The following is a 21,014-nucleotide window of genomic DNA, read 5'->3' on the forward strand; positions in this document are numbered from 1 at the left end:
TGATCTAACCCTTTGTGTTTGCATCGGCTTTGCCCCGAAAACCGCAATCCGCCTTTCGGGCCGATGCTCTAACGACGCGCCCGGAGCTTCATCGGCATGCCACCCTGCGGCCGAAGCGTGATCCGCTGCTGCGGGACCGGCGGATCGCTTCCGGCGTAGGTGAACCGGAAGGCGCCGATCAGCTGGGTCAGGCTCAGCACCGCCTCGATCATCGCGAAGTGCAGGCCGATGCAGATCCTCGGTCCCGCGCCGAAGGGCAGATAGGCATAGCGATCGATCGTCTCGCGCGCTCCCGGCAAGAAGCGCTCCGGCCAGAATTGCGTCGGCGCGGTCCAGAGGGCGCGATGCCGATGCAGCACATAGGGCGAGATGATCACGAGCGCGCCCTTGGGGATTGCGACGCCCCCGACCTCATCCTCAGTGATCGCCACGCGCGTCAGCGAGGGCACGGGCGGGTAGAGCCGCATCGCCTCCTCGACCACGGCGCGCGTCATGGCCAGCCGATCGCCGGCGAGCACTGCGGCGACGGGGTCGGCTGCTGCGCCATCGGCCTCGGCCTCGAGGCGCTCCCTGACATCGTCGGCCGTCGCGACGAGGTAGAGCGACCATGTCAGGGCGTTGGCCGTCGTCTCGTGGCCGGCGCCGATGAAGGTCACGATATTCGCGCCGACCTCCGCGTCGCTGAGGCCCGCGCCGGTTTCGGGATCACGCGCATCGAGAAGGGCATCCAGCAGATCGCGGGCATGCGGATCGGCGCTTGCGGGATGAGACAGGCGCAGCGTTTGCCGGTCGGTCACGATCGCCTCGATCTGCCGTTCGAAGAAATCGATGGCGGGGCGCGCGCGAATGCGGCCGATCCGCGGGATCCAGGCCGGTGCGCCCAGGATATCGAGAGGATCGATGCGCCCCTGCGTCGCGAAATAGCGGGTCAATGCCTGCCCGAACGCCACAGCGCCGCCCGCGATCGCGTTCGAGAACAGCGTCTGCGCCAGCACGTCATAGGTCAGCCGCGTCATGTCCTCGCTGATGTCGACGATCCTGCCGGCGCGTCGCTGCGCCATCCGCGCCACCTGACTGGCGATCGGGGGCAGCATCCTGGCGGCAAGCGCCTCGACCCGTCTTGGCGTGAACAGCGGCGCAAGCGTGCGGCGGGCCCGCTTCCAGGCATCGCCCTCGACCGTCAACAGCCCCTGCCCCAGGCCGGGCGCGAGAATGGTCTTCTGAAGCGCGTCCTTCGGATAATTCGCGTTGTTCTCGACGAGCACATGCCGGATCGCAGCAGGATCGGAGATGACGACGCCATAGCCGAGCACGCTCTTGCCCGCGACGATCGGGTCCTGGAAATGCTGCTGGCGCCAGATCGTCAGCGGGTTGCGACGCAGGCGCAGCAGCAGCTCCAGACGGCCGAGCTGGCGATCGCCCGGAATCGGCGCCGGGGGCGTCCGCCTCGTGGACGGCGCGGCGGGGACCTCTGACAGAGCCATGCGACGTCATTCTCCAATCGAAGAACCGCTGGGCCAGCGTGACCGGTGCGGGTGTCGTTTCAAAGGCGGAGGCTCGCCCCGTGGCGACGCGGCCATCGGCGCTGCCGGATGCCACGCGCCGAGGTCTGGAGGGCAACAGGGCTTATCGCTTCGTTCACGCAAGGAGACGTACATTCCCCAAGGGGAACAGGGAGCGTCCCGATGAAGAAGATCGTACTGATCATCGCAATGACCGGTTTATATGCGGTGGCGATGTACCGCCTGCTGGCGAATGCACCTCAGGGAGGAAGCGTTCTGTCCTGGATCATGGCATTCGCGCTCGTGTTTGCATTGATAGGTTTGGTCGCATTTTTGCTCAATGCCCTGGCACGAAGAACCGGCAGATCACAATAGGCCCGTGATGCGGGTCGCTGCACGGCAGGATTCCTGCTCCAGGCCGCCATCCAGCCTCTTGGGTCAGGGCCGCGGGACGATGCTGATCAACACCGGGATCAGGAAGCCGAATGCGAAGGCTGCCGACAGGCAGATCAGGCGCATCCTGCGGATGAAGACTGAGGTATCGCGGATCATCCGACCTGCATCCTTGGCGCCGTGCTCGAAGGCCAGAGCGACGCAGGCCAGCAGCAATGCCGCCGACAGGCCATGGAGCGAGACAGCGAAGCCATCCGGCAGGAGGCGCAGCATGGCCGAGGCCATGAGGATGATGGCCCCGACCAGGGCACCTGCGGCGATCAGCACGGGAACGCGTGCAAGGATCGAGGCCCTGACGTCCCGGGTGATGGATTGAGGGGCAAACGTGGTGTGAAGGGACATCGGACCGAGCCTTCCGGGGTTTCGCTGGGATTGTTCCCCCTTCCCGCGCTCGCTTGCATGCGCTTGATCACACAAGCTCCTGAGCCAGCACCGGCCGGCGAACCCGAGGAGGTCCAGAGGCCAGCATTCCCGACGGGACTTGCCTGACCGGACCTCTTGCCTGACCGGACCGCCTGACTTCGACACTCGGCCGCGAGCAGCCGCAGCCGAACGGCCCCGGACAGTTCAAGCTCGATCCATTTGGAAAACCCGGTCGTTCAGGGCTGCGCGGCCAGTGCCTTGGCTATCGCCTGCGCAATCCAGTCCTGGGGGGTCAGACCCGCCGCCCGCGCCCTGGCGCTGACCGCGTCGACGACGTCGGGCAACAGCGGCACGTCGAGAATGATGCGGTCCGCCATCTCGATGGCGTAGACCGCACGCGTCGCCTGCAGGCTGAAACTCCGCAGCCGGGCGGTCTTCTGCGCGTCGGTCAGCGCCGTGTCCTTGGCCAGCAGGGCGCAATAGGCTCCGATCAGATTGTCGATGATCAAGGTCTTGCTCAGGCCCTGGCTGCGCAATGTGTCGACGGCGGCGTTGAGCGAGGCGGGGTGGTCGAGCGGATCGGAGACCGGCAGGAGCGCGGTGATGTCCTTGACCCCGGCCGGCGTATCGGCGGTCGGCCGCCCGCCGCACTCGAAGCCGGCGGCCCAGGCGCCCGGGCCGATCAGCAGGGTCGACAGTGACAGCGCAGACAGCAGGCGCGATGCGGTTCGCATGATGGTCCTCCTCAAATGCGGTCTGGCCCGAGCCGGTGCCGGCCGCCACGGAACCTGGCGCTCATTGCGCCTTCTCATAGGTGGCATATTGCTCCTCCGTCATGGTCGGCAGCTTCTGCACAAAGGCGACGACGGCCCGCAGGTCGTCATCACTATGCGTGTCCGCGAAGGACGGCATGCCGGTCATCCGCACCCCGTTCTTGACGATCCAGAAGATCTCGGCGGCGTTCCAGCGCTGGATCGTGTCCGGCAGGAAGGGCGGCTCCGGATTGAGGCCCTTGCCGATATCGGTCGGGTCCTTCCCCGGGGCGCCGTGACAGTAGACGCAGGTCTCGTTGTAGAGACGGAAACCCCGGGCAATGTCCGTGGACGGCGCCGGCGCCGGCACCTTGGCCGCCTGGCGGGCCACCGACTGGCGCATGGCGGTCTGCAGGAGGAAGAACACCGGAGCGCTGTGCGGCTCGCGGGCGGCGATATTGACGACACCGCTGAAGACGAGGGCGAGGCCGGCGACGGCCAGGACGATGAAGGCTGAGACGAAACCCGCGATGAATCGCATGGCACCCTCCGGCGCGGGACGCGGCCCGGCCGGCGCTTCGCCGCCGGGCGGCCACTCTCCTGCGGCAGGTCCATGCTACCTGAACGAAGGGGGGTCGAACAGCGCCGGCCGCTTTGCGAGCCAGGACCGCGAGCCGGCTTTCGATGGCCGGCGGAAATCGCACCGCGCTTCAAGACGGAGCGCCAGATCGCCGCGAAGGCCGCAGCGTGGGCCGGTTGCATGGCATGTCGTTCGAGCCCATCTAGCGTCCGACCGACGCAGCGGAGTTACGAACGCCCATGCGGGATTCACCGACGAATTGGATTACCGCGGTGGTGCGGCCCAGGATCCGCACGCTCTTGCGGCGGGAAACCTCCGAAAAGCTCTGGATCAAATGCCCGGTAACCGGCCAGCTTGTCTTCCACAGGGATGTCGAAGCCAATTTGTGGGTGATCCCGGGCTCGGGTCACCATATGCGCATCACGGCAGCGCAACGCCTGGCGATCACACTCGATCCCGGCTCTGAGGAGGATGTGCCCGTGCCGGAAGGGCCGGTCGATCCGCTGCGCTTCCGCGACACGAAACGCTATGTCGACCGCCTCAAGGAGGCGAGAACGAAGACCGGTCTGCAGGACGCGGTCAAGGTGGTCCGCGGCAGGCTTGAGGGCATGCCCGTCACGGTGGCGGTCCAGGACTTCCATTTCATGGGCGGCGCGCATGGCATGGCGGCCGGCGAAGCCGTCATCACCGCCGTGGAAGCCGCGATTTCGCACCACACGCCCTTGATCCTGTTTGCGAGCGGCGGCGGGATGCGCATGCAGGAAGGCGTGCTGGCATTGATGCAGATGCCGCGCACGACCGTCGCCCGGCGGCGCTTGGCGAAGGCGAAATTGCCGTATCTCGTCGTGCTGACGGACCCGACGACGGGCGGTATCTCGGCGTCCTATGCGATGCTGGGTGATGTGCATCTCGCGGAGCCTGGCGCCCTCATCGGCTTCGCCGGACCGCGCGTCATCGAGCAGACGATCCGTCAAAAGCTGCCGGAGGGCTTCCAGAAGGCCGAGTATCTCAAGGAGCACGGCATGGTCGATATCGTCGTGCCCAGAGCCGAGATGCGCGCGACCCTCGCGCGGCTCTGCGGCTTGCTGACCCGCGAACCGCCAAGACCCCGTCCTGAATGAGCAAAATCCCGCCCTGAATGAGATGATGGCCCCGATCAAGGCCCCTGCGGCCCGCGCCGACGTCGCGGACGTCGGCTTTCGGGAATTCTGATCGGGGCGCCGGCCCAAGGGCACCATTGGCCCGTTCCTGACCTCGGAGGAAGTCTCGTTCAGGTCGTCCCGTTTGGCGGGAGGCGGCGGGTGGTCCGTTGCGCACCGCTGGCGCGCATCCCGCGCCTTGCTGGCCGGGCCCCGGACAATTTCGGCACCAGGACCGACACGCAACAAGCGACCCGCGCGGCGAGCCGCTCCCGCTGCGCCGGGGCGCTCACTGTGTCGATGCGGGGCGTGATCTCGCTCTTCCCTGGGGAAAGCCGACCCCGACGCAGTCATCGCGGCAGCAACCAAAGCGCAACTGGCGTGGAAGTCAATCCACTAAGTGCGGGTGGAATCATCCGACTTAGGTCTTCGCAGGCATTAATAATCGACCGCCTAAAGTAAGCTCTGTAAAATTGACAACGAAAACTGCGCGCGCATTATCGTAAGCATCAGACTGCTTGGCTTACGTAGCTGGCTATAACATATCTAAATCCTTTTTATGACTGCAAGTAACCTGCTGAAAAGAGGTTGTTTCGTCATGCATTACTTAAATTCTAACCTTATTGCGGTCGGCTTTCTTGTGACGACGTCAACATTGGCGTATTCGCAAGCATCGACCGCCAGTTCCTGGCCAGAATACCATGAAGGTTTTGCAGTCAACGGCTCGCCGACGCCGCAACCCTACCCCTCCTGCGAACGCAAGCTCGTGAGGAGCCAATGGCTTTGGGAATGCGACCCTGCCCGGCGGAACGGGCGTGGTGGACCAGCAACAACGGCAGCGATTGGTCGTTGGACGAGCGGCTCCGTCGAGAGCTCTGGGTTCGGTCAGAGCGATGCCGGCGCGGTACGATACTACAGCGCCATGAGCGCGAATGGCCGCCCGACGCGCGCACCCAGCCGCCATTGCATCATTCAGCAGTATGACGGCGACCGTCTGTGGGTCTGCCCACCACGCGCTACCGCGTCTATCGGCGCCGGCGCATCGTCCGTTCAGGGCTTCGCGGGCGGCAACGTCCTGTACTATGCGGCCGTTTCTCCTGATGGCCGGCCGACCCGTGCGCCCAATGCAGCGTGTTACCTGACGCAGCGGGGTGGCAGTCAAGTCTGGACCTGCCCGCCGACCACGACAGGCGCCATTTCTTCAGGGACCTCAGACCGCTCCGGCGGCGGCGAGGGAAATTCGAGTTCCAACGCCGCCGGCGCAAGTGCCAGCGCGAATAACGGCGGCGGAGGGGCCGCATCCTCGTCCGGCGCCGGCGGTAATGGCAACTCGGTTGGCGGCGGCTCCGTTGGAGGCACGGGCGGAGGTTCCGGTGGCGGTTCGGGCGGCGGCTCCGTCGGAGGCACCGGTGGAGGCTCCGGTGGCGGCTCCGGTGGCGGCTCCGTCGGAGGCACGGGCGGAGGTTCCGGTGGCGGCTCGGGCGGCGGTTCCGGTGGCGGCTCAGGCGGAGGTTCCGGTGGCGGCTCAGGCGGAGGTTCGGGCGGAGGCACGGGCGGAGGTTCGGGCGGGAACGGCGGCGGCCAAGGCGGCGGCTATGGCGGTGGCAACGGCGGTGGCCATGGTGGTAACGGCGGCGGCCATGGCGGCGGCAACGGCGGTGGTCATGGTGGCAACGGCGGCGGCCATGGCGGCGGCAACGGCGGTGGCCACGGGGGCAACGGCGGTGGCCATGGCGGCAACGGCGGTGGTCATGGTGGCAACGGCGGCGACCATGGCGGCGGCAACGGCGGTGGCCATGGCGGCGGCAACGGCGGTGGCCATGGTGGCAATGGCGGCGGCAACGGCGGCGGCCATGGCGGCGGCAACGGCGGTGGCCATGGCGGCGGTAACGGCGGTGGCCATGGTGGCAATGGCGGCGGCAACGGCGGTGGCCATGGCGGCAACGGCGGCGGCCATGGCGGCGGCAACGGCGGAGGCCATGGTGGCAATGGCGGTGGCCATGGCGGCAGCAACGGCGGTGGCTATGGCGGCGGTAACGGCGGCGGCCATGGTGGCAGCGGCGGTGGCAACACCGGGGGCACAGGCAGCGGCCGGTAACCGCAGGTGTATTCTGTAGATCCGAAGCGCGACGCGCCCCGGGTCACTCCGGGGCGTTTGCTGTCTCGGCCCCTCACGCCATCGCGGCATGATCGACCTCGATCGAGGCCCATCGCCCGCAAGCGAACAGTCCCGCCGGATCTGCTTGAAGCCCGGTCTCGACCCATTGCGCGTCTCTTCGACCGCGTGCCATTGCATCGTCATGACGCTGGCGCGTGCAAAGCAATGGGCGCGACATCTCAAGCGCGACGTCGTCGCGCTATGGATAGCGGCTCGCGATCCGCGAACGCCGTGGCATGCGAAAGCCCTGGCCGCCGCTGTCGCGGCCTACGCCTTGAGCCCAATCGATCTCATTCCTGATTTTATTCCGATACTTGGCTATCTCGATGACTTGCTGATCGTCCCCGCGGGTATCGCACTGGCGGTTCGTCTCATCCCATCGGACCTCATGGCTGAATTCAGGAGGGAGGCCGAGCAACACGCAGCTCGTCCACGCAGCGTGATGGCCGCCTCGATCATCGTCTTCGTTTGGCTGCTGGCTCTGGCTGCGGTTGCCTTCTGGGTGCTTCGGCAGGTCCGCTGACACACCCGACCCAGCCCTTGCGCTCTCTCGGCTGCTCGCCGTCAGCCATGCTCCATGGGCGCAATCTGTCTCACCGCCCCAAAGCGGACCTGACCCGCCCGGCCCTTTTGGCGGTGGGGATGTCCCCTTTCCTCCAAGCTGATTGAAAGGCGCTCCCTAGGCGCGGAGTTGGCTCATTCCTGACCTTCGGCGCTGCGCTGTTGTTCGTCGATCGCCTTAAAGTTGCACTTACTAAACTTCTTAGCGCGACCGAAAGGCAGGATTTGGTAGCACGCCCGACTGAAACCGCGAGAAAGCAACCAGCATGCACCGCACTTGGGCGATTTCCGTCGTCGCGTTCAGCTTCTTCACCGCCACGATGCAGGCCCAAGCCCAAGCGAAGCGCGACATCACGCTGGATTTGATCGGCGGCGCCCTCGGCGGAGGAATCGCCGGTGTCGCTGGCGTCTTGACGCGAGCCGCCATCGACGATGCGATGCGGCAGCCGAGCTACGGCACTCGGTTGCAAGGCAGTGCGTCGGCCTCGCCGACCTATTCCTATTCCTTCCCTAGCCAAGGCCGCTCAGGCGTCCTCTACAACCAGCCGTGCTCTGGCTTCGATCCAAGCACCGGGGGGCTGCTGCCGTGCTAGATCGCAACCAGCCGGTCGATTTGGCGAGGCATCGACGGCATCGTCTGGTGTGAAGCCTCGGATCAAGGGTGTACGCGCCGATCCAACATTCCGGTCGATCGAATGTAAGATTTGGCATCCACCTGCGACCGCCCCTCCGGCTCGCGGAACGTCGCCGGGGGCTTGCCCACTAGCAGACACTCAGAAGGTCGCAGGAGGGTGGCGAGTTGGAACGAAAGTGTCGGAGCCGTTTGGTGCAAGCAGTACGATTTTGGATAGCTACCCTGGTCTGGTCGATGCTGGGTATGCCGAGTGCTTACCTGCTCTGGCACACTTATGAGACTGGCTTCATTTGGTCGACGGGTCGACATACTGGTGGTGGGTGGATCGACGGCCAATCGAGCGCCGGTAGGTTCTACAACACAGTAGCCACTCACGTTGCCATAGTTGCATTGGTATATGGCGGGATGATCCACATCATCATTAAGCGGCTAAATAAAGCCAAGGATAAAAGCGGCTAAGCGGGTAGTAGCTATACTCCCATCAGAGGCGTGCCCCTTTCCCGATCGGCGTCTGCCGGAGCGCCCTGCGATTCATGCAAAGTTGCCCTGCGCTGCACAATTGACGCCCCCGTTGGCACATGCCTTGCTGACCGGGCGAGCGGAAAAAAACGTTTCAACCGCCGCGGGGACGACTGACTGATTTTGCACAAATGGGGGCTTTTTCATGAACGAACGAAACGTGCGACGGCTGATCGCGGATGTGAAGGACGGAGCGCTTTCGCGGCGCTCGTTCATCCAGAAGATGATGGCCGTCGGCGTTGCGGCACCCATCGCGAGCCAGATGCTGGTCTGGCACGGTGTAGCGATGACGCAGACGCCCGACGACTACAAGCCGACCAAGGCCGGCGGCGGTGGCGCACTGAAGATCCTGTTCTGGCAGGCCGCGACGCTGCTGAACCCGCATTTCGCCAGCGGCACCAAGGATCAGGAAGCCTCGCGCGTGTTCTACGAGCCGCTCGCCGGCTGGGATCCCGAGGGCAATCTCGTGCCCTTCCTCGCCGCGGAAATTCCGAGCCGGGCGAATGGCGGTCTCTCCGCCGACGGCCTGACGGTGACCTGGAAGCTCAAGCGTGACGTCAAATGGCATGATGGCAAGCCGTTCACCGCCGATGACGTCGTCTTCACCTGGGAATATGCCGCCGATCCGGCGACCGCCGCCTACACGATCGGCGCCTACAAGGATCTCAAGGTCGAGAAGCTCGACGACCACACGGTCAGGGTCATCTTCACCGCGCCCCAGCCTTTCTGGGCCGATGCCTTCGTCGGCACCGTGGGCATGATCATCCCGAAACATCTCTTCGGCGCGTACAAGGGCGCGACGTCGCGCGAGGCGCCGACGAACCTGAAACCGGTCGGCACCGGCGCCTATAGGTTCGTCGACTTCAAGCCGGGCGACATCCTGCAATGCGAACGCAACCCCAATTACCACATCGCCAACCAGCCGCATTTCGACACGCTCGAGGTCAAGGGCGGTGGTGACGCGGTCTCGGCGGCGCGTGCCGTGCTGCAGACCGGCGAATTCGATTATGCCTGGAACATGCAGGTCGAGGACGAGATCCTCAAGCGCATGGAAGCCGGCGGACGCGGTAGGGTTGTGACCTCCCCCACCGGCGGCATCGAATTCATCACCCTGAACACCACGGATCCGTGGACCGAAATCGATGGCGAGCGCTCGCACGCCAAATCCAGGCACCCGACGCTCTCCGACCCGGCGGTGCGCCAGGCGATCAACCTGCTGATCGACCGCGACTCGATCCAGAAGTTCATCTATGGCCGCGGCGGCATCGCGACGGCGAGCTTCGTCAACGCGCCCAGGCAGTTCAAGTCGGAGAAGCTGAAATACGAATTCAGCGTCGACAAGGCCAACAAGATCCTCGACGACGCAGGCTGGGAGCGCGGCAGCGACGGCATTCGCGCCAAGGACGGCAAGAAGCTGAAATACGTCTTCCAGACTTCGACCAACGCGCCGCGCCAGAAGACCCAGGCCATCATCAAGCAGGCCTGCCAGCGCGCCGGCATCGATCTCGAGCTGAAATCGGTGACGGGTTCGGTGTTCTTCTCCACGGACGTCGCCAACCCCGACACCTACACGAAGCTGTACTGCGACATCCAGATGCACACATCCTCGCAGCCGCAGCCCGACCCGGAGCGCTTCCTCAATCAGCTGGTGTCCTGGGAAGTCGCTGCCAAGGAGAACAAGTGGCTGGGCCGCAACATCTCGCGCTACACCGACCCGGCTGCCGACGAGGCCTACAAGGCGGCGCAGAAGGAACTCGATCCCGTCACGCGCGCCGCGCTGCTGATCAAGGTCAATGAGATCTTCTGCGAGGCCAACGTCATCCTGCCGTTGCTTTCGCGCACCCGGGTCGCGGCGGCGAGCAACAGCCTGACGCCCAAGAGCAGCGGCTGGGACAATGATCTGTGGCGCCTGAACAGCTGGTATCGCAGCTGACGAGGTCGTTCCCGCGTGACGCCAGGAGCGCCGCCCCGGTCAGCGGGCGCCCCTGGCGGCCAGGCGGCGAACGGACCGACGACACTCTCGTCTCATCCGAACCGACGGACCTGTAGCGCGAGCCGCCGCCATGCCACTCCGGCAATCCAGATCAAATGAGAGAGAGAGCCCCGGATCGCACCCGCTCTCGTGAACATCTCTGTCGGGTGGAAACTGTTGAACGATCGCGCGGGAGTGCAGTCGGATCAGAATCCGTTGGCCTAAAAATCCGTCGTCAGAGCGATGCACCGCCATAGACGACGATCTGCTGGCCAGTGATGCTGGCGGCCCCTTCCGAAAGCAGGAACGCCGTGGTTGCCGCGACCTCCTCCGGCTTCACCAGACGGCCCATGGGCGGCATTTTGGGCGCAACCGAGGCTCGCTTCGGATCCTTCAGCATCGGTGTGTCGGTCGATCCGGGCGCCACCACATTGACGGTGATCCGGCGCGGTGCGAGTTCGATCGCGAAGGAGCGCGCCAGGGCGATCAGCCGCTTTGCACGCTCCCGCGATCGCCTCATGTCACGGGGCGTGGCTGGGATCGTCACCGTCCTGGGCCCGGGCCGCAGGTCGCGAAAAGGAATGGCCCAAATGTCAGGTGGACGTGAGTCGACCGCAACTCCGGTTTTGCCGACGCCCAAGGGATGAACATGCGCCGGACGCTCACGTCCCCATTAAGTTTGCGGATGCAATCATAATAGAACTTGCGCGCATTCGCGTTGTCGCCCTTGAAATAACTGAAGATGAAACCGTCCCAGAGGCCCAGCAGATAAGTCTGCTGATATGTTTCGGATCGACTCAGGAACTGAGCAATCGGCTCTGCGCGGGCGCTGCTGACCGCACAGGCCAGCGCTCCCGCCACAATGAGCGCTGCTTTCTTGTATCCTGGCATCGCTCACCTATGGCTCTGGATCTTGGCCGGATCGATCGCGTGGTCGCTGTCCTTAGACGACCTTTCATCCCCGCGACCATTCGCCGAAAGTTCTGTTTTCATGCGTGGCTGGAACGAGCCGGGAGACCGCTCAGATCTCAAGCCTCCTGGCTGACAAAATCGGTGGACTTCATGGCACGATCCGAGCCTCGCCATTAAAACGTGGAGGGCCTGATGACCAATGCCGGGGCCGAGCACGTCGTTGCCGACGAAGCTTCAGCACATTCTGAGGAGATCAGATCTGAGTTCGACCTGCGGGTTGGGAAGCACATCAGCCGAGGCGTCATCCGCGAATTTGCATTGGATATCGCGAGGCCCGAAGACCACGCGCGGGCTGTCACCGCCGCCTTGTCGAAGCACGACATAACGCCGTTCTGGGAAGAGCCTGAGGTTGAGACAGAACTGATCGAACGAGCAGAGCTCGGCATTCCCATCACGCCGCTCTCTGACAAAACGTAAGTGCACTTCCCATCGATGGTTCAGGCCGAGGGTACCCCGACAGTCGCACGAGAAGGAGGAAGTGATGGCTCGCTTGCTTTCGGTCAACGTGGGCCTGCCACGCGACATTCTGTGGCGGGGCGAGACCGTCCACACCGCCGTTTGGAAAACACCAGTTCAAGGCCCGCGCTCGGTACGTCGGCTCAACATCGAGGGCGATGGGCAAGGAGACCTCGCTGGGCACGGCGGCGAGCACCGGGCCATTTTAGTCTATCAACTGGACTCCTATCGCTTTTGGCAAGGTGAGCTAGGCCGCGGCGACTTCTCCTATGGACAGTTTGGAGAAAATCTCACGGTCGATGGCTTGCCGGACCAGGAGGTCTGCATTGGCGACCGTTACAGGATCGGCAGCGCCCTGTTCGAAGTGACGCAGCCGCGCGTCACTTGCTACCGGGTCGGTATTCGCATGAACGAGCCGCAAATGGCCGCGCTGCTGGTGGCGCGCGGCAGGCCCGGTTTCTATCTGCGTGTTTTGGAGGAAGGCCAAGTAGAAGCAGGAGATGAGATCGTCCAGGTCGGAATCGGTGCCGAGCGTATGACCGTCGCCGAGATCGATGCGCTGCTCTATATGCCCGGTCACCCTCGCAGCCAGATCGAGCGCGCGCTGCGCATCCCCGCACTGAGCGGAGGCTGGCGCCGATCCTTCCAGGCGCTGCTCGCGCAAGAGCAGAGCGGCGGCGCGACGACGGGAAATGCCGGGCTCGCTCCGGTTTCCGGGCCGCCTCCACCATGGGCGGGTTTCCGCCCGCTGCGGGTGTCGCGCAAGATTCGCGAGAGCGGCGGCGTGATCTCGCTGGTGCTTGAGCCCGTGGACGAACACCCCCTGACGGCTGCTCTTCCAGGTCAGTTTGTCGTGCTGCGCCTGGGGCCTACCTCGGTCGCGCCGGCGCTCATGCGCAGCTACTCCTTGTCGGGTGAACCCAGCGACCGCTGCTATCGCGTCAGCGTTAAGCGGGAACCGCACGGTGTGGTGGGCACCTATATCGAGGAAACGGTGCAGATTGGCGACGTGCTGGACGTGAGCGCGCCACGAGGCAACTTTACTCTTCGACCGGACGACAGCCCCGTCGTCCTCCTGAGTGCAGGGGTGGGGGCGACTCCTCTCCTGTCCATGCTCCACGCATTGGCGGCCGAAGCGTCGCCGCGGGACATCTGGTGGCTGTACGGGGCTCGTCGCGGCCGTGAGCATCCCTTTGCTCAGGAGGCCCGAACCCTGCTCGAAGCCTTGGCCCACGGCCATAGCCACATCCGCTACAGCGCGCCTGATCCCGAGGACAGGCCGGGCGTGGATTTCGATTCTCCTGGACGTTTGGACATGGGGGCGCTTCGGGATCTGGACGTCCCGCTCAATGCCGACTTCATTATCTGCGGGCCATCGGCCTTCATGAGCGACCTGACAGCAGGCCTTGCAGCCTGGGGCATCGCTGAAGGCCGGATCCACACTGAACGGTTCGGCGCGGGTCCGTCGAATACCCCGGGGATCGCCGCCTCGCCGCACCGGCCGCCGCACCTGCCTCCCGGACCTTCCGCTTCGGGGCCGATGGTTTCGTTCGCCCGCAGTGGCTTGAGCGTCGCTTGGGGGCCGGCGTTTCAGAGCCTCCTTGAGCTTGCCGAAGCCTGCGACATCCCCACGCGGTGGTCCTGCCGCACGGGGTTCTGCCACTCCTGCGAAACCGGGCTTGTTGCTGGGAAAGTCACCTACCGGCCCGCCCCTATCGATCCACCAGCCGGCGCCAATGTGCTGATCTGCTGTTCCCAGCCTCTGGGCGACGTCGTCGTCGATCTGTGACGGAACTGAGTATCCGCGCGTCTTCAATGGGATCTGGGAGTGCCGCTGCCACCACCAGACCGAGCACGCTCGCATGTCTCACATGGGGCGAGACCGGGCCTTGTGCCGTCTCGAACGGCTATGCCCGCTTCCGGGCGATAGCAAGAGTCGGCTATTTGGCGCTGAGCGAATGGCTCGAAGCGGCGTAACGGTCTCCTTCAGCTAGAGCAGCAGCACGCCGATCGTGATGGTGATCAGCGTCAGCGGCGCCCCGATCTTGAAATAGCTCCAGAAGTCGATCGTGATGCCGTCCTTTGCGGCGCGCTCGGCGACGATCAGGTTCGCGACGGAGCCGAGCAGCGTGAAATTGCCCGCCAGCGTCGAGGCCATGGCGACGACGAGCCAGGCGCGCTGCGGATCGGCCAGCGGCGCGACGAAGGGCTTCAGGACGAGGACGGCTGGAACATTGCTGACGAGGTTCGACAGGACGGCGGTCACGGCGCTGAGCACCATCGTGTTGTCGAGATGGAGCTGCCCCGCCGCCGCGACGACATTGTGGGTCAGGACGCTGTGCTCCAGGCCGGCAACGACGACGAACAGCCCGGCGAACATCATGAGCAAGGATCCATCGATCTCCGCATAGACCTTCTCCGGCCGGATCCGGCGCGTCAGCAAGAGCAGGCCAGCCGCGACGATGGCGACCTTGGCAACCGGCTGGCCGAGGAAGAACAGGACGATCATCGCGAGTGTGACCAGCGCGGATTTCGCCACGAGCCAGCCATGATAATGCGAAGCGAGTTCGGCGTCGGGCAGCCGCTCCCGGGTCCAGAATTCGCGCGGGTTGAGCAGGACGGCCAGCGCGACCGTGACAAGCAGGCCAAGGGCCGCCACCGGCGCCAGCGCCGCCGTGAACGCACCATAGGGAATCTGCGAGAGCGTCCCGATGATCATGTTCTGCGGATTGCCGGTGATCGTCGCCGTCGAGCCGACATTGGAGGCGAGCGCGACCGCGATCAGATAGGGCACCGGATTGCGCTTGAGCGCCCGGGTCAGCTCGATGACGATGGGCGCCATCACCAGGCAGATCGCATCATTGACCAGAAAGGCGGAGAGGATGCCGCTGCTCAGCACGATCGCCGCCAGCAGAAGAACGGGGTGATGCGCCCGCTTCACGGCCCAGCCATTGACCATCCGGAAAAAGCCCGAGAGCCGCAAATTCGCGACGACGATCATCATGCCGAGCAGAAGGGTGATGGTGTCGAGGTCGATCGACTTATACGCCTCCTCCAGCGAGAGCACGCCGAAGGCCAGCATGAGCGTGGCGCCGATCAGAGCCACGCCCGTCCGGTCGATCCGGAAGCCCGGCAGGCGGCCGATCGCGAGGGCCACATAGGTTGCCACGAAGATCGCGATGGCAGCGATCCTGCTCGCCTCGGCAGGCAGAATCATCGTGCTCCAGCCGGGAAGCTGCATCAGGTGCTCACGCCGGTGGAGGCGGCGGTCGCGGGAGCATCTGAGCGGCCGGTCGGCGGCGCGTAGTCTTTGGTTTCTGGCATCAGCACGACATACAGCACGAAGCCGAGGCAGGCGATGGCCGCCAGCGTCAGGAAGGCCGCCGAATAGCCTGCGGAGACAATGATGATGCCCGCCAGCGATGCCGACAGCGCGGCGCCCAGTCCCTGGGCCGTCGCGACCGCGCCCTGGCTGACATTGAAGCGTCCGGTGCCGCGTGTCAGGTCGGCGATGATGACAGGAAACAACGCCCCGAAGATCCCTGCCCCGACGCCGTCGAGCGCCTGTACGGCGACAAGCCAGAACGGGTTGTCCGACAGGACATAAAGACCGCCGCGCAGCGCCAGCACGCCGAAGGCCAGCAGGAAGATCGGCTTGCGGCCCCACTGATCGACCTTGGCCCCGACCATGATCGCCATCGGAACCATGACGCATTGCGCCGCCACGATGCACAGGGCGATCAGCGAGGTCGCCTGCTCCTTGCCGACGACCTTGGTCAGGAGCTGGCCTACCGAGGTCAGCATCGCCGCATTCGAGAGGCGGAAGACGGCGCAGATCAAGGCAAACAGCAGCAGATGCCGGTTCTGCAGCAGGGCCCTCAGGCCCGACGGCTTTTCGTCATGCCCGTCAGCGCGCGCCAGGCCGCGCGCCATCTCGTCGTCGATCTCCCCTCGCGGAACCATGAGCATCGCGCCGATGCTGAAAGCTGTGAGGATGGCCATCAGCCAGAACACCACGATCGGCCCGAAGACATAGGCGGTGCCGCCGGCGATGGCGGCCGAGACGGCGTTGCCGAGATGGTTGAAGGCCTCGTTGCGGCCGATCCGTTTCGAGAACATCCTGGGTCCGACGAGGCCCAGCGTGATCGCCGCCAGCGCTGGCGGGAAGATCGCACCGGCGATGCCGGCGATCGATTGCGTCGCGGCAACTAGATAGAAATTGCCGATGAACGGCAGCGCGAGACATGACAGCGTCACGGCCAGCGCACCGGCGATGACGATGGCAGGCTTGTTGTTCGTCCGGTCGATCAGCGCGCCCGCCGGCGTCTGCGCGATCAGCCCGGCGATGCCGGCAATCGTCATGACCAGGCCCGTGGTCGCTTCGTTCCAGCCCTGGTCGGGGCCTCTGACCGCGATCAGGTAGATCGCGAGATAGGGCCCGAGCCCATCTCGCACATCCGCGAGACAGAAATTCAGCGCGTCGAGCCCGCGCAAGGCGCGGTGGAAGCTGGACCTGACCCGGACGGGGTTCGCGACGGCATCGGCATGGTCCTCGGCCAAGGTCCTGAGGCTCAAGCACCGGGCCGGCTGGCCGCAGCGCTTGCCTTCGGCGCGGGCGACGGCGTGGCGATGACGGTGGAACGACAGGAGCCGCTTGGGCGGCAGGCATTCCGCCCGGCACCCTGCCGCGCAGATGCCGATCAACGGCTTAGGTCAGGCGGGGTTCCAGGACCATTGCCCAGTTATGGAAATCGGCTGGGCAGAAGATACCAAGTCGGTATCGATGTACGGGCTCGATGAAGTCCAAGCCTTATGTCCCGCGATGCAAGCGGCCCACGCTCGCTCACCTGTTGGCTGCCCGGGAGCGCTACGGTCGCGCAGTCTGTTGGCTCGCCGAGCCGTCGCTAGAGTTGCTACCGATATCAACATATCCAAGCGAATAGCATCCGTTTTCGCCCCGGAGCGGACATTGAGGTGAGATGGGGCTAGACCGGCCGAAGCGATAGCTAACGTCATTGCAGAAAAAACATGTCGACCTCGAAACACTAAATCAAAGATTTAGAATCAGAATGCCTCACAGGTAGATAGAGATTATTCCCATGCAATTTTTGCAAAGGCTTTTCCCAAAATTACGTCATGACGGGGCTATTCCGTTCCTATGCTTGATGACTTCGGCGGTATTCCTTCTGATCACAAAATTTTTGGCTGAACAACGATCAATGATCACGGGTCCATTCCTGCTTTCGATTCTAGTTTTTCCAATAATCATGATGGGATGGTTCATTTATGCGGCCACCCATAAAGTGGAGAGCTTCGCAGATATAAAACCTTTCTTTCGGTCTAAGATTTTCTATTGCTGCATTTTCGTTTTCTTCGGAGCGTACGCGTACATCATCTAGTTAAAGCGGAGTGATCCCCCTCCGCCACGGTTGCAAGCTGACGGAAGCACTCGATGATCGACGCTTATGGCGTCCGCCTCTCGCCGATTGCGGACATCACGAGCAAGCGCCTACGGTCGGCGCTATTCTCAACGAGATAGAGCGTCATGCGCTCCGAAGCAGCGGTCGTCCCAACCTCCCGGAAGCTGCCTGTGGCGTTCGGCGGCGGGGCGGTCATCGGTGCGCTCGGCGGATTGATCGGGCTCGGCGGCGCCGAGTTCCGGCTGCCCCTCCTTATCGGCGTGTTCCGATTTGCCGCTCTGGAAGCTGTCATTCTGAACAAGGCGATGAGTCTCGTCGTGGTCGCCTCAGCCTTGCCCTTCCGTGCCGCGACGGTGCCTTTCGCAACAATTGCAGCGCATTGGCCGATTGTCTTGAACCTGCTTGCGGGAAGCTTGCTGGGCGCGTGGCTCGGCGCCGGATGGGCAACACGCCTGCGATCGGAAACGTTCTACAAGGTGATCGCCGCACTGCTCGTCACCATCGCGGCCGTTCTGGTCCTGGGCCATGATGCGACGGCAGGTCAGCCGCTGCTGACGGGCTCAGCGCAACTCGTCGCGGGTGTGGTCGCGGGTTTCGGTATTGGCGTCGTCGCCTCGCTGCTTGGCGTCGCGGGCGGCGAATTGTTGATTCCAACGCTCGTCCTGTTGTTCGGTGCGGATATCAAGCTGGCGGGCAGTTTCTCGCTTGCCGTGTCGCTGCCGACGATGATCGTCGGTTTCACGCGCTATAGCCGCGACCAGAGCTTTGCCGTGATCGGCCGGAACCGCACCTTTCTGCTCGTCATGGCGGCAGGGTCGATCGTCGGAACCTTCATCGGGGGGCTGCTGCTCGGCGTCGTTCCCAACGGGGTCCTGCTTCCGGCCCTGGCGGTCATCCTGCTGGTCTCCGCCGTGAAAATCTGGCGGCACGCGTGACCGTGCCCCACCCACCCCAGTTGCGGCGCGTCGCGACAGCTCGTCGTCAGCCGTTGCCACAGGCCGCCTGGCCCTCGCGCTTGAGCCTCACGGAGACGATCGCCAGGCCCAAACCGGTGTCGCCGACAGGCCACCATGGCCGGGGCCGGCGGAGCAGCTCGCGTGCCGGTCAGTCCAGCGACAGGCCGCCGCGCAGGCCGCGGGTCTCGGGCGGCAGCGCAGCCACGCGGACGCCGCTCGTCGGCGGCGCGCTGAAGGCGCGCAGGGTCTTCTTGGGCAGGTCGAGATCATAGGGCCGGCTGGGCGGCAACCGCATCGTGCTGACGAGCGTCAGGGTCGGGTTTGCCGACGCGGCAGCGGCCGGCGCGGGAGCCTCCGGGGCGAAAGCCAGCGGCGCGGCGGCAAACGAGGTCTGCACGGTCGAGGTGGTGGCAGGAGCCGCAGGCATGTTGAGCGCAGCGAGCTGATAGTTCGGCTCCTCGATGCGCCGCCGCTCAGGCCGCTCGCCCTTCACATAGAAGGCGTTCCCGCCTGCCAGGGTCACGTAATGCATGTTGGGATAGGAAAAGCGCATCCCGGCCATGTGAAAATGCTTGGCCGCTCCGACAGGCTCGTGGCGCCGCCCATTGAGGATGTCTTCCGCGATGGCCTCGACCTTCGGCAGGTCGCGTGCGGCCATCGGGCGGGTCAGCACGCCGGCAGCGAACTGGCGCGGCGCTCCGACGACGCCGCAGATCGTCTCGGGATAGCGCGGCGATTCCACCCGGTTCATCACGACCGTGCCAACGCTGAGCAGACCCGCCTCGCTCGAGCGGTTCGATTCGAAATACATCGCGCGGACGAGGCAGTCCTTCTCGCGCGGATCGGCCTTGGCCAGGGCAACCGCGCGCTTGCGCGCCTCACGGGGGTCCTTTGCCCCCGGCGCCGCCGTCGCGGCGGTCTCGACGGGCGACATGCTGCAGGCGCCGAGCGCCGGCGCAACCAGTGAAATCAGAAGCGGGATCGCCTTGCGGCCGGGGCGGCTCTTACCGAGGGGACGGACGGCATTGGCAGCGATCACGGCGCGCTTCATGCGGCAACCTCCTAATTACGGGCTCCGGGCCGCCGCAGGCGGCGGACCGTCGTCAATGGAAGGGACCCTGAATGTTTTAACAGAACGTTAACTTCGAAAAGCATGGCGAAGGTGCCCGACCACGGTTCGGCCGTCAACACGGCGCGGCTGCCGGGCATTTCAAGGCGTGATTGACAGCATCCCGAATATTGTTAGGCAGGCCGACGAGGGAACGTCTTCGGTCCTGTCACGGGCTTCACATCTCCGGGGTCGGCCCGGCCCGCTTTTTGGTTCCGGTGCGTGGCGACATTCAGACCTGGAACACCCGGCAGCCCCGGGACATCGGGCACAGCCCTGCTTGTCCGGTGGTTCATCTCATCGGCGACGCTGACCGTCCCGCAGGCCGCGGGGCCGGTCGCCTTCGCGCTGGTCGCCCTGGCCCTCACGGGAGACACCAGCGGCGGCGCGGCGATGATCCTGGCGATGACGCTCGCACAGGTGGTCGGTGCGATCCCGATCACCCGGGCCGGGAGACGCTTGCCGGCGACGACGTTCCTGCGCCTGCTCGTGGTCTTCCGGACGATTGCGCTTCTGTCTATCGCAATGCTGGCGCACCATTCGGCGGCGTTCGGCTGGCTGGTCGCGTTCTCAGCGCTGGCAGGAGCGGTGAACGGCGCGGCCTTCGGCTATATGCGGAGCGTGCTCAACGCGCTGGCGCCGGCCGCGAAACTGCCGAGAGCGCTCGGCATCGCCGCGACCCTGAATGAGGTCACCTTCGTCCTGGCGCCCGTCGCCGCCTCCGGGCTCGGCAGCGTCTCGCCGGTCTTCGCCGTGATGGTCGTCGCGGCGCTCGGGGCGATCCCGGCCCTGCTGGTGCCGACGACGGCGGCGGCGGCACAGGAAGACGCGCATCATCCCGATGCCTCGGTCGTCAGTCCGGCGATCCTGCTCTGGCTGATGTGCGCCGCGGCTGGCGGAGCGACCGTGGCGGCGCTCGAGATCGGCGCTGTCGCCCTCGCCCTGCATTTCGGCTACGAGCCGACGCTGGCGATCCTGTTCACGGTGCCGCTTTGCCTGGCGTCGGTGGCGGGTGGTGTCTGGGTCAGCATTCGCAACCGCATGCAGACACGCAGGGCCGTCCTGGTCCAGCTGACGATCATGACGGCCGGCTCCATCCTCGCTGCGCTCCAGATCTCGCTGGCGGTCACCGTCCTTGGCGCGGTCTTGGTCGGAGCGGTTCTGGCGCCGCTCGGCACCTATTACTCGCTCGCTCTCGATTCGCTTGCGCCTCCGAAGAAGCGGCCGGAGGTGTTTGCGCTGCTGCGCACCGCAAACGCGACCGGCGTCATCCTGGCCAGTGCGGTGATGACGGCCGTCTCCCTGTCCACGGCCCTGATCGTCGTGAGCTGCCTGATGATCACGGTCGTGGTCGTCGTCGGCCTGTCCTCGCGCAGCGCCTGAGACACGCCGCCCGCGTTTCGCGGCGTCGGCGGGCTCAGGTCTGCCTTCCACGGTCGTCCCGCCATTCGCAATCGCCCTGCCCCGGC

Annotated in this window: 19 protein-coding genes; 10 read left to right on the top strand and 9 right to left on the bottom strand. The window is 65.0% G+C overall.

Annotation, left to right across the window (positions count from 1 at the left end):
* Positions 1–68: 68 nt before the first annotated feature.
* On the bottom strand, positions 69–1,484 hold the full coding sequence (locus BIWAKO_RS29285) for a cytochrome P450 (protein ID WP_069881639.1): 1,416 nt from the start codon (positions 1,482–1,484) through the stop codon (positions 69–71).
* A 201-nt stretch (positions 1,485–1,685) separates the two neighbouring features.
* Between BIWAKO_RS29285 and BIWAKO_RS29290 the strand changes: the two genes are divergently transcribed.
* Positions 1,686–1,877: a hypothetical protein gene (locus BIWAKO_RS29290; protein WP_069881640.1), complete on the top strand. Its 192-nt coding sequence runs from the start codon at positions 1,686–1,688 to the stop codon at positions 1,875–1,877.
* Between the two features lie 63 nt (positions 1,878–1,940).
* Here the strand turns inward: BIWAKO_RS29290 and BIWAKO_RS29295 are convergent, their stop codons facing one another.
* The 3 genes from BIWAKO_RS29295 to BIWAKO_RS29305 form a co-directional block, all read right to left on the bottom strand.
* Complete coding sequence (locus tag BIWAKO_RS29295; RefSeq protein ID WP_141740283.1) at positions 1,941–2,297, bottom strand: hypothetical protein; 357 nt, start codon at positions 2,295–2,297, stop codon at positions 1,941–1,943.
* Between the two features lie 257 nt (positions 2,298–2,554).
* Complete coding sequence (locus BIWAKO_RS29300) at positions 2,555–3,052, bottom strand: hypothetical protein (protein ID WP_069881642.1); 498 nt, start codon at positions 3,050–3,052, stop codon at positions 2,555–2,557.
* 61 nt (positions 3,053–3,113) lie between these two features.
* A complete protein-coding gene (locus BIWAKO_RS29305) occupies positions 3,114–3,611 on the bottom strand; it encodes a c-type cytochrome (protein WP_069881643.1) in 498 nt (165 codons plus the stop codon).
* A 278-nt stretch (positions 3,612–3,889) separates the two neighbouring features.
* Here BIWAKO_RS29305 and accD point away from each other — a divergent pair, with 278 nt between their 5' ends.
* The 5 genes from accD (at position 3,890) to BIWAKO_RS29335 (ending at position 10,594) form a co-directional block, all read left to right on the top strand.
* A complete protein-coding gene (accD, locus tag BIWAKO_RS29310; RefSeq protein ID WP_069881644.1) occupies positions 3,890–4,771 on the top strand; it encodes an acetyl-CoA carboxylase, carboxyltransferase subunit beta in 882 nt (293 codons plus the stop codon).
* 940 nt (positions 4,772–5,711) lie between these two features.
* A complete protein-coding gene (locus BIWAKO_RS37185) occupies positions 5,712–6,887 on the top strand; it encodes a hypothetical protein (protein ID WP_176733228.1) in 1,176 nt (391 codons plus the stop codon).
* A gap of 202 nt (positions 6,888–7,089) precedes the next feature.
* On the top strand, positions 7,090–7,470 hold the full coding sequence (locus BIWAKO_RS29320; RefSeq protein ID WP_069882901.1) for a YkvA family protein: 381 nt from the start codon (positions 7,090–7,092) through the stop codon (positions 7,468–7,470).
* A 304-nt stretch (positions 7,471–7,774) separates the two neighbouring features.
* Positions 7,775–8,101: a hypothetical protein gene (locus BIWAKO_RS29325; protein WP_069881646.1), complete on the top strand. Its 327-nt coding sequence runs from the start codon at positions 7,775–7,777 to the stop codon at positions 8,099–8,101.
* A gap of 705 nt (positions 8,102–8,806) precedes the next feature.
* On the top strand, positions 8,807–10,594 hold the full coding sequence (locus BIWAKO_RS29335; protein ID WP_069881648.1) for a peptide ABC transporter substrate-binding protein: 1,788 nt from the start codon (positions 8,807–8,809) through the stop codon (positions 10,592–10,594).
* Positions 10,595–10,868: 274 nt separating this feature from the next.
* On the opposite strand, the gene BIWAKO_RS29340 is transcribed toward BIWAKO_RS29335, so the two are convergent.
* On the bottom strand, positions 10,869–11,153 hold the full coding sequence (locus BIWAKO_RS29340) for an SDR family oxidoreductase (protein WP_084651989.1): 285 nt from the start codon (positions 11,151–11,153) through the stop codon (positions 10,869–10,871).
* A gap of 23 nt (positions 11,154–11,176) precedes the next feature.
* Positions 11,177–11,524: a hypothetical protein gene (locus tag BIWAKO_RS29345; RefSeq protein ID WP_069881649.1), complete on the bottom strand. Its 348-nt coding sequence runs from the start codon at positions 11,522–11,524 to the stop codon at positions 11,177–11,179.
* 213 nt (positions 11,525–11,737) lie between these two features.
* On the opposite strand from BIWAKO_RS29345, the gene BIWAKO_RS29350 reads away from it, so the two are divergent.
* A complete protein-coding gene (locus BIWAKO_RS29350; protein ID WP_069881650.1) occupies positions 11,738–12,022 on the top strand; it encodes a hypothetical protein in 285 nt (94 codons plus the stop codon).
* 64 nt (positions 12,023–12,086) lie between these two features.
* Entirely contained in the window at positions 12,087–13,850 is a 1,764-nt protein-coding gene (locus BIWAKO_RS29355; RefSeq protein ID WP_069881651.1) for an MOSC and FAD-binding oxidoreductase domain-containing protein, read from the top strand.
* A 201-nt stretch (positions 13,851–14,051) separates the two neighbouring features.
* On the opposite strand, the gene BIWAKO_RS29360 is transcribed toward BIWAKO_RS29355, so the two are convergent.
* Together BIWAKO_RS29360 and BIWAKO_RS29365 are read right to left on the bottom strand one after the other, a co-directional pair.
* On the bottom strand, positions 14,052–15,302 hold the full coding sequence (locus tag BIWAKO_RS29360) for an anion transporter (RefSeq protein ID WP_244523580.1): 1,251 nt from the start codon (positions 15,300–15,302) through the stop codon (positions 14,052–14,054).
* On the bottom strand, positions 15,302–16,621 hold the full coding sequence (locus BIWAKO_RS29365) for an MFS transporter (protein WP_069882903.1): 1,320 nt from the start codon (positions 16,619–16,621) through the stop codon (positions 15,302–15,304). The genes BIWAKO_RS29360 and BIWAKO_RS29365 overlap by 1 nt, the downstream gene beginning before the upstream one ends.
* A 985-nt stretch (positions 16,622–17,606) precedes the next feature.
* Here BIWAKO_RS29365 and BIWAKO_RS29375 point away from each other — a divergent pair.
* Positions 17,607–18,416, top strand: a complete 810-nt coding sequence (locus BIWAKO_RS29375; RefSeq protein WP_069881653.1) for a sulfite exporter TauE/SafE family protein — start codon at positions 17,607–17,609, stop codon at positions 18,414–18,416.
* Between the two features lie 169 nt (positions 18,417–18,585).
* On the opposite strand, the gene BIWAKO_RS36165 is transcribed toward BIWAKO_RS29375, so the two are convergent.
* The gene (locus BIWAKO_RS36165; protein ID WP_069881654.1) at positions 18,586–19,488 is read right to left on the bottom strand and encodes a cell wall hydrolase; all 903 of its coding nucleotides are present in this window, start codon (positions 19,486–19,488) and stop codon (positions 18,586–18,588) included.
* Positions 19,489–19,767: 279 nt separating this feature from the next.
* Here BIWAKO_RS36165 and BIWAKO_RS29385 point away from each other — a divergent pair, with 279 nt between their 5' ends.
* Positions 19,768–20,928 (top strand): MFS transporter, encoded by a 1,161-nt coding sequence (locus tag BIWAKO_RS29385; RefSeq protein ID WP_084651991.1) that lies wholly within the window; start codon positions 19,768–19,770, stop codon positions 20,926–20,928.
* Positions 20,929–21,014 lie beyond the last annotated feature (86 nt).

This window comes from Bosea sp. BIWAKO-01 (assembly GCF_001748145.1).
Taxonomy (GTDB): domain Bacteria; phylum Pseudomonadota; class Alphaproteobacteria; order Rhizobiales; family Beijerinckiaceae; genus Allobosea.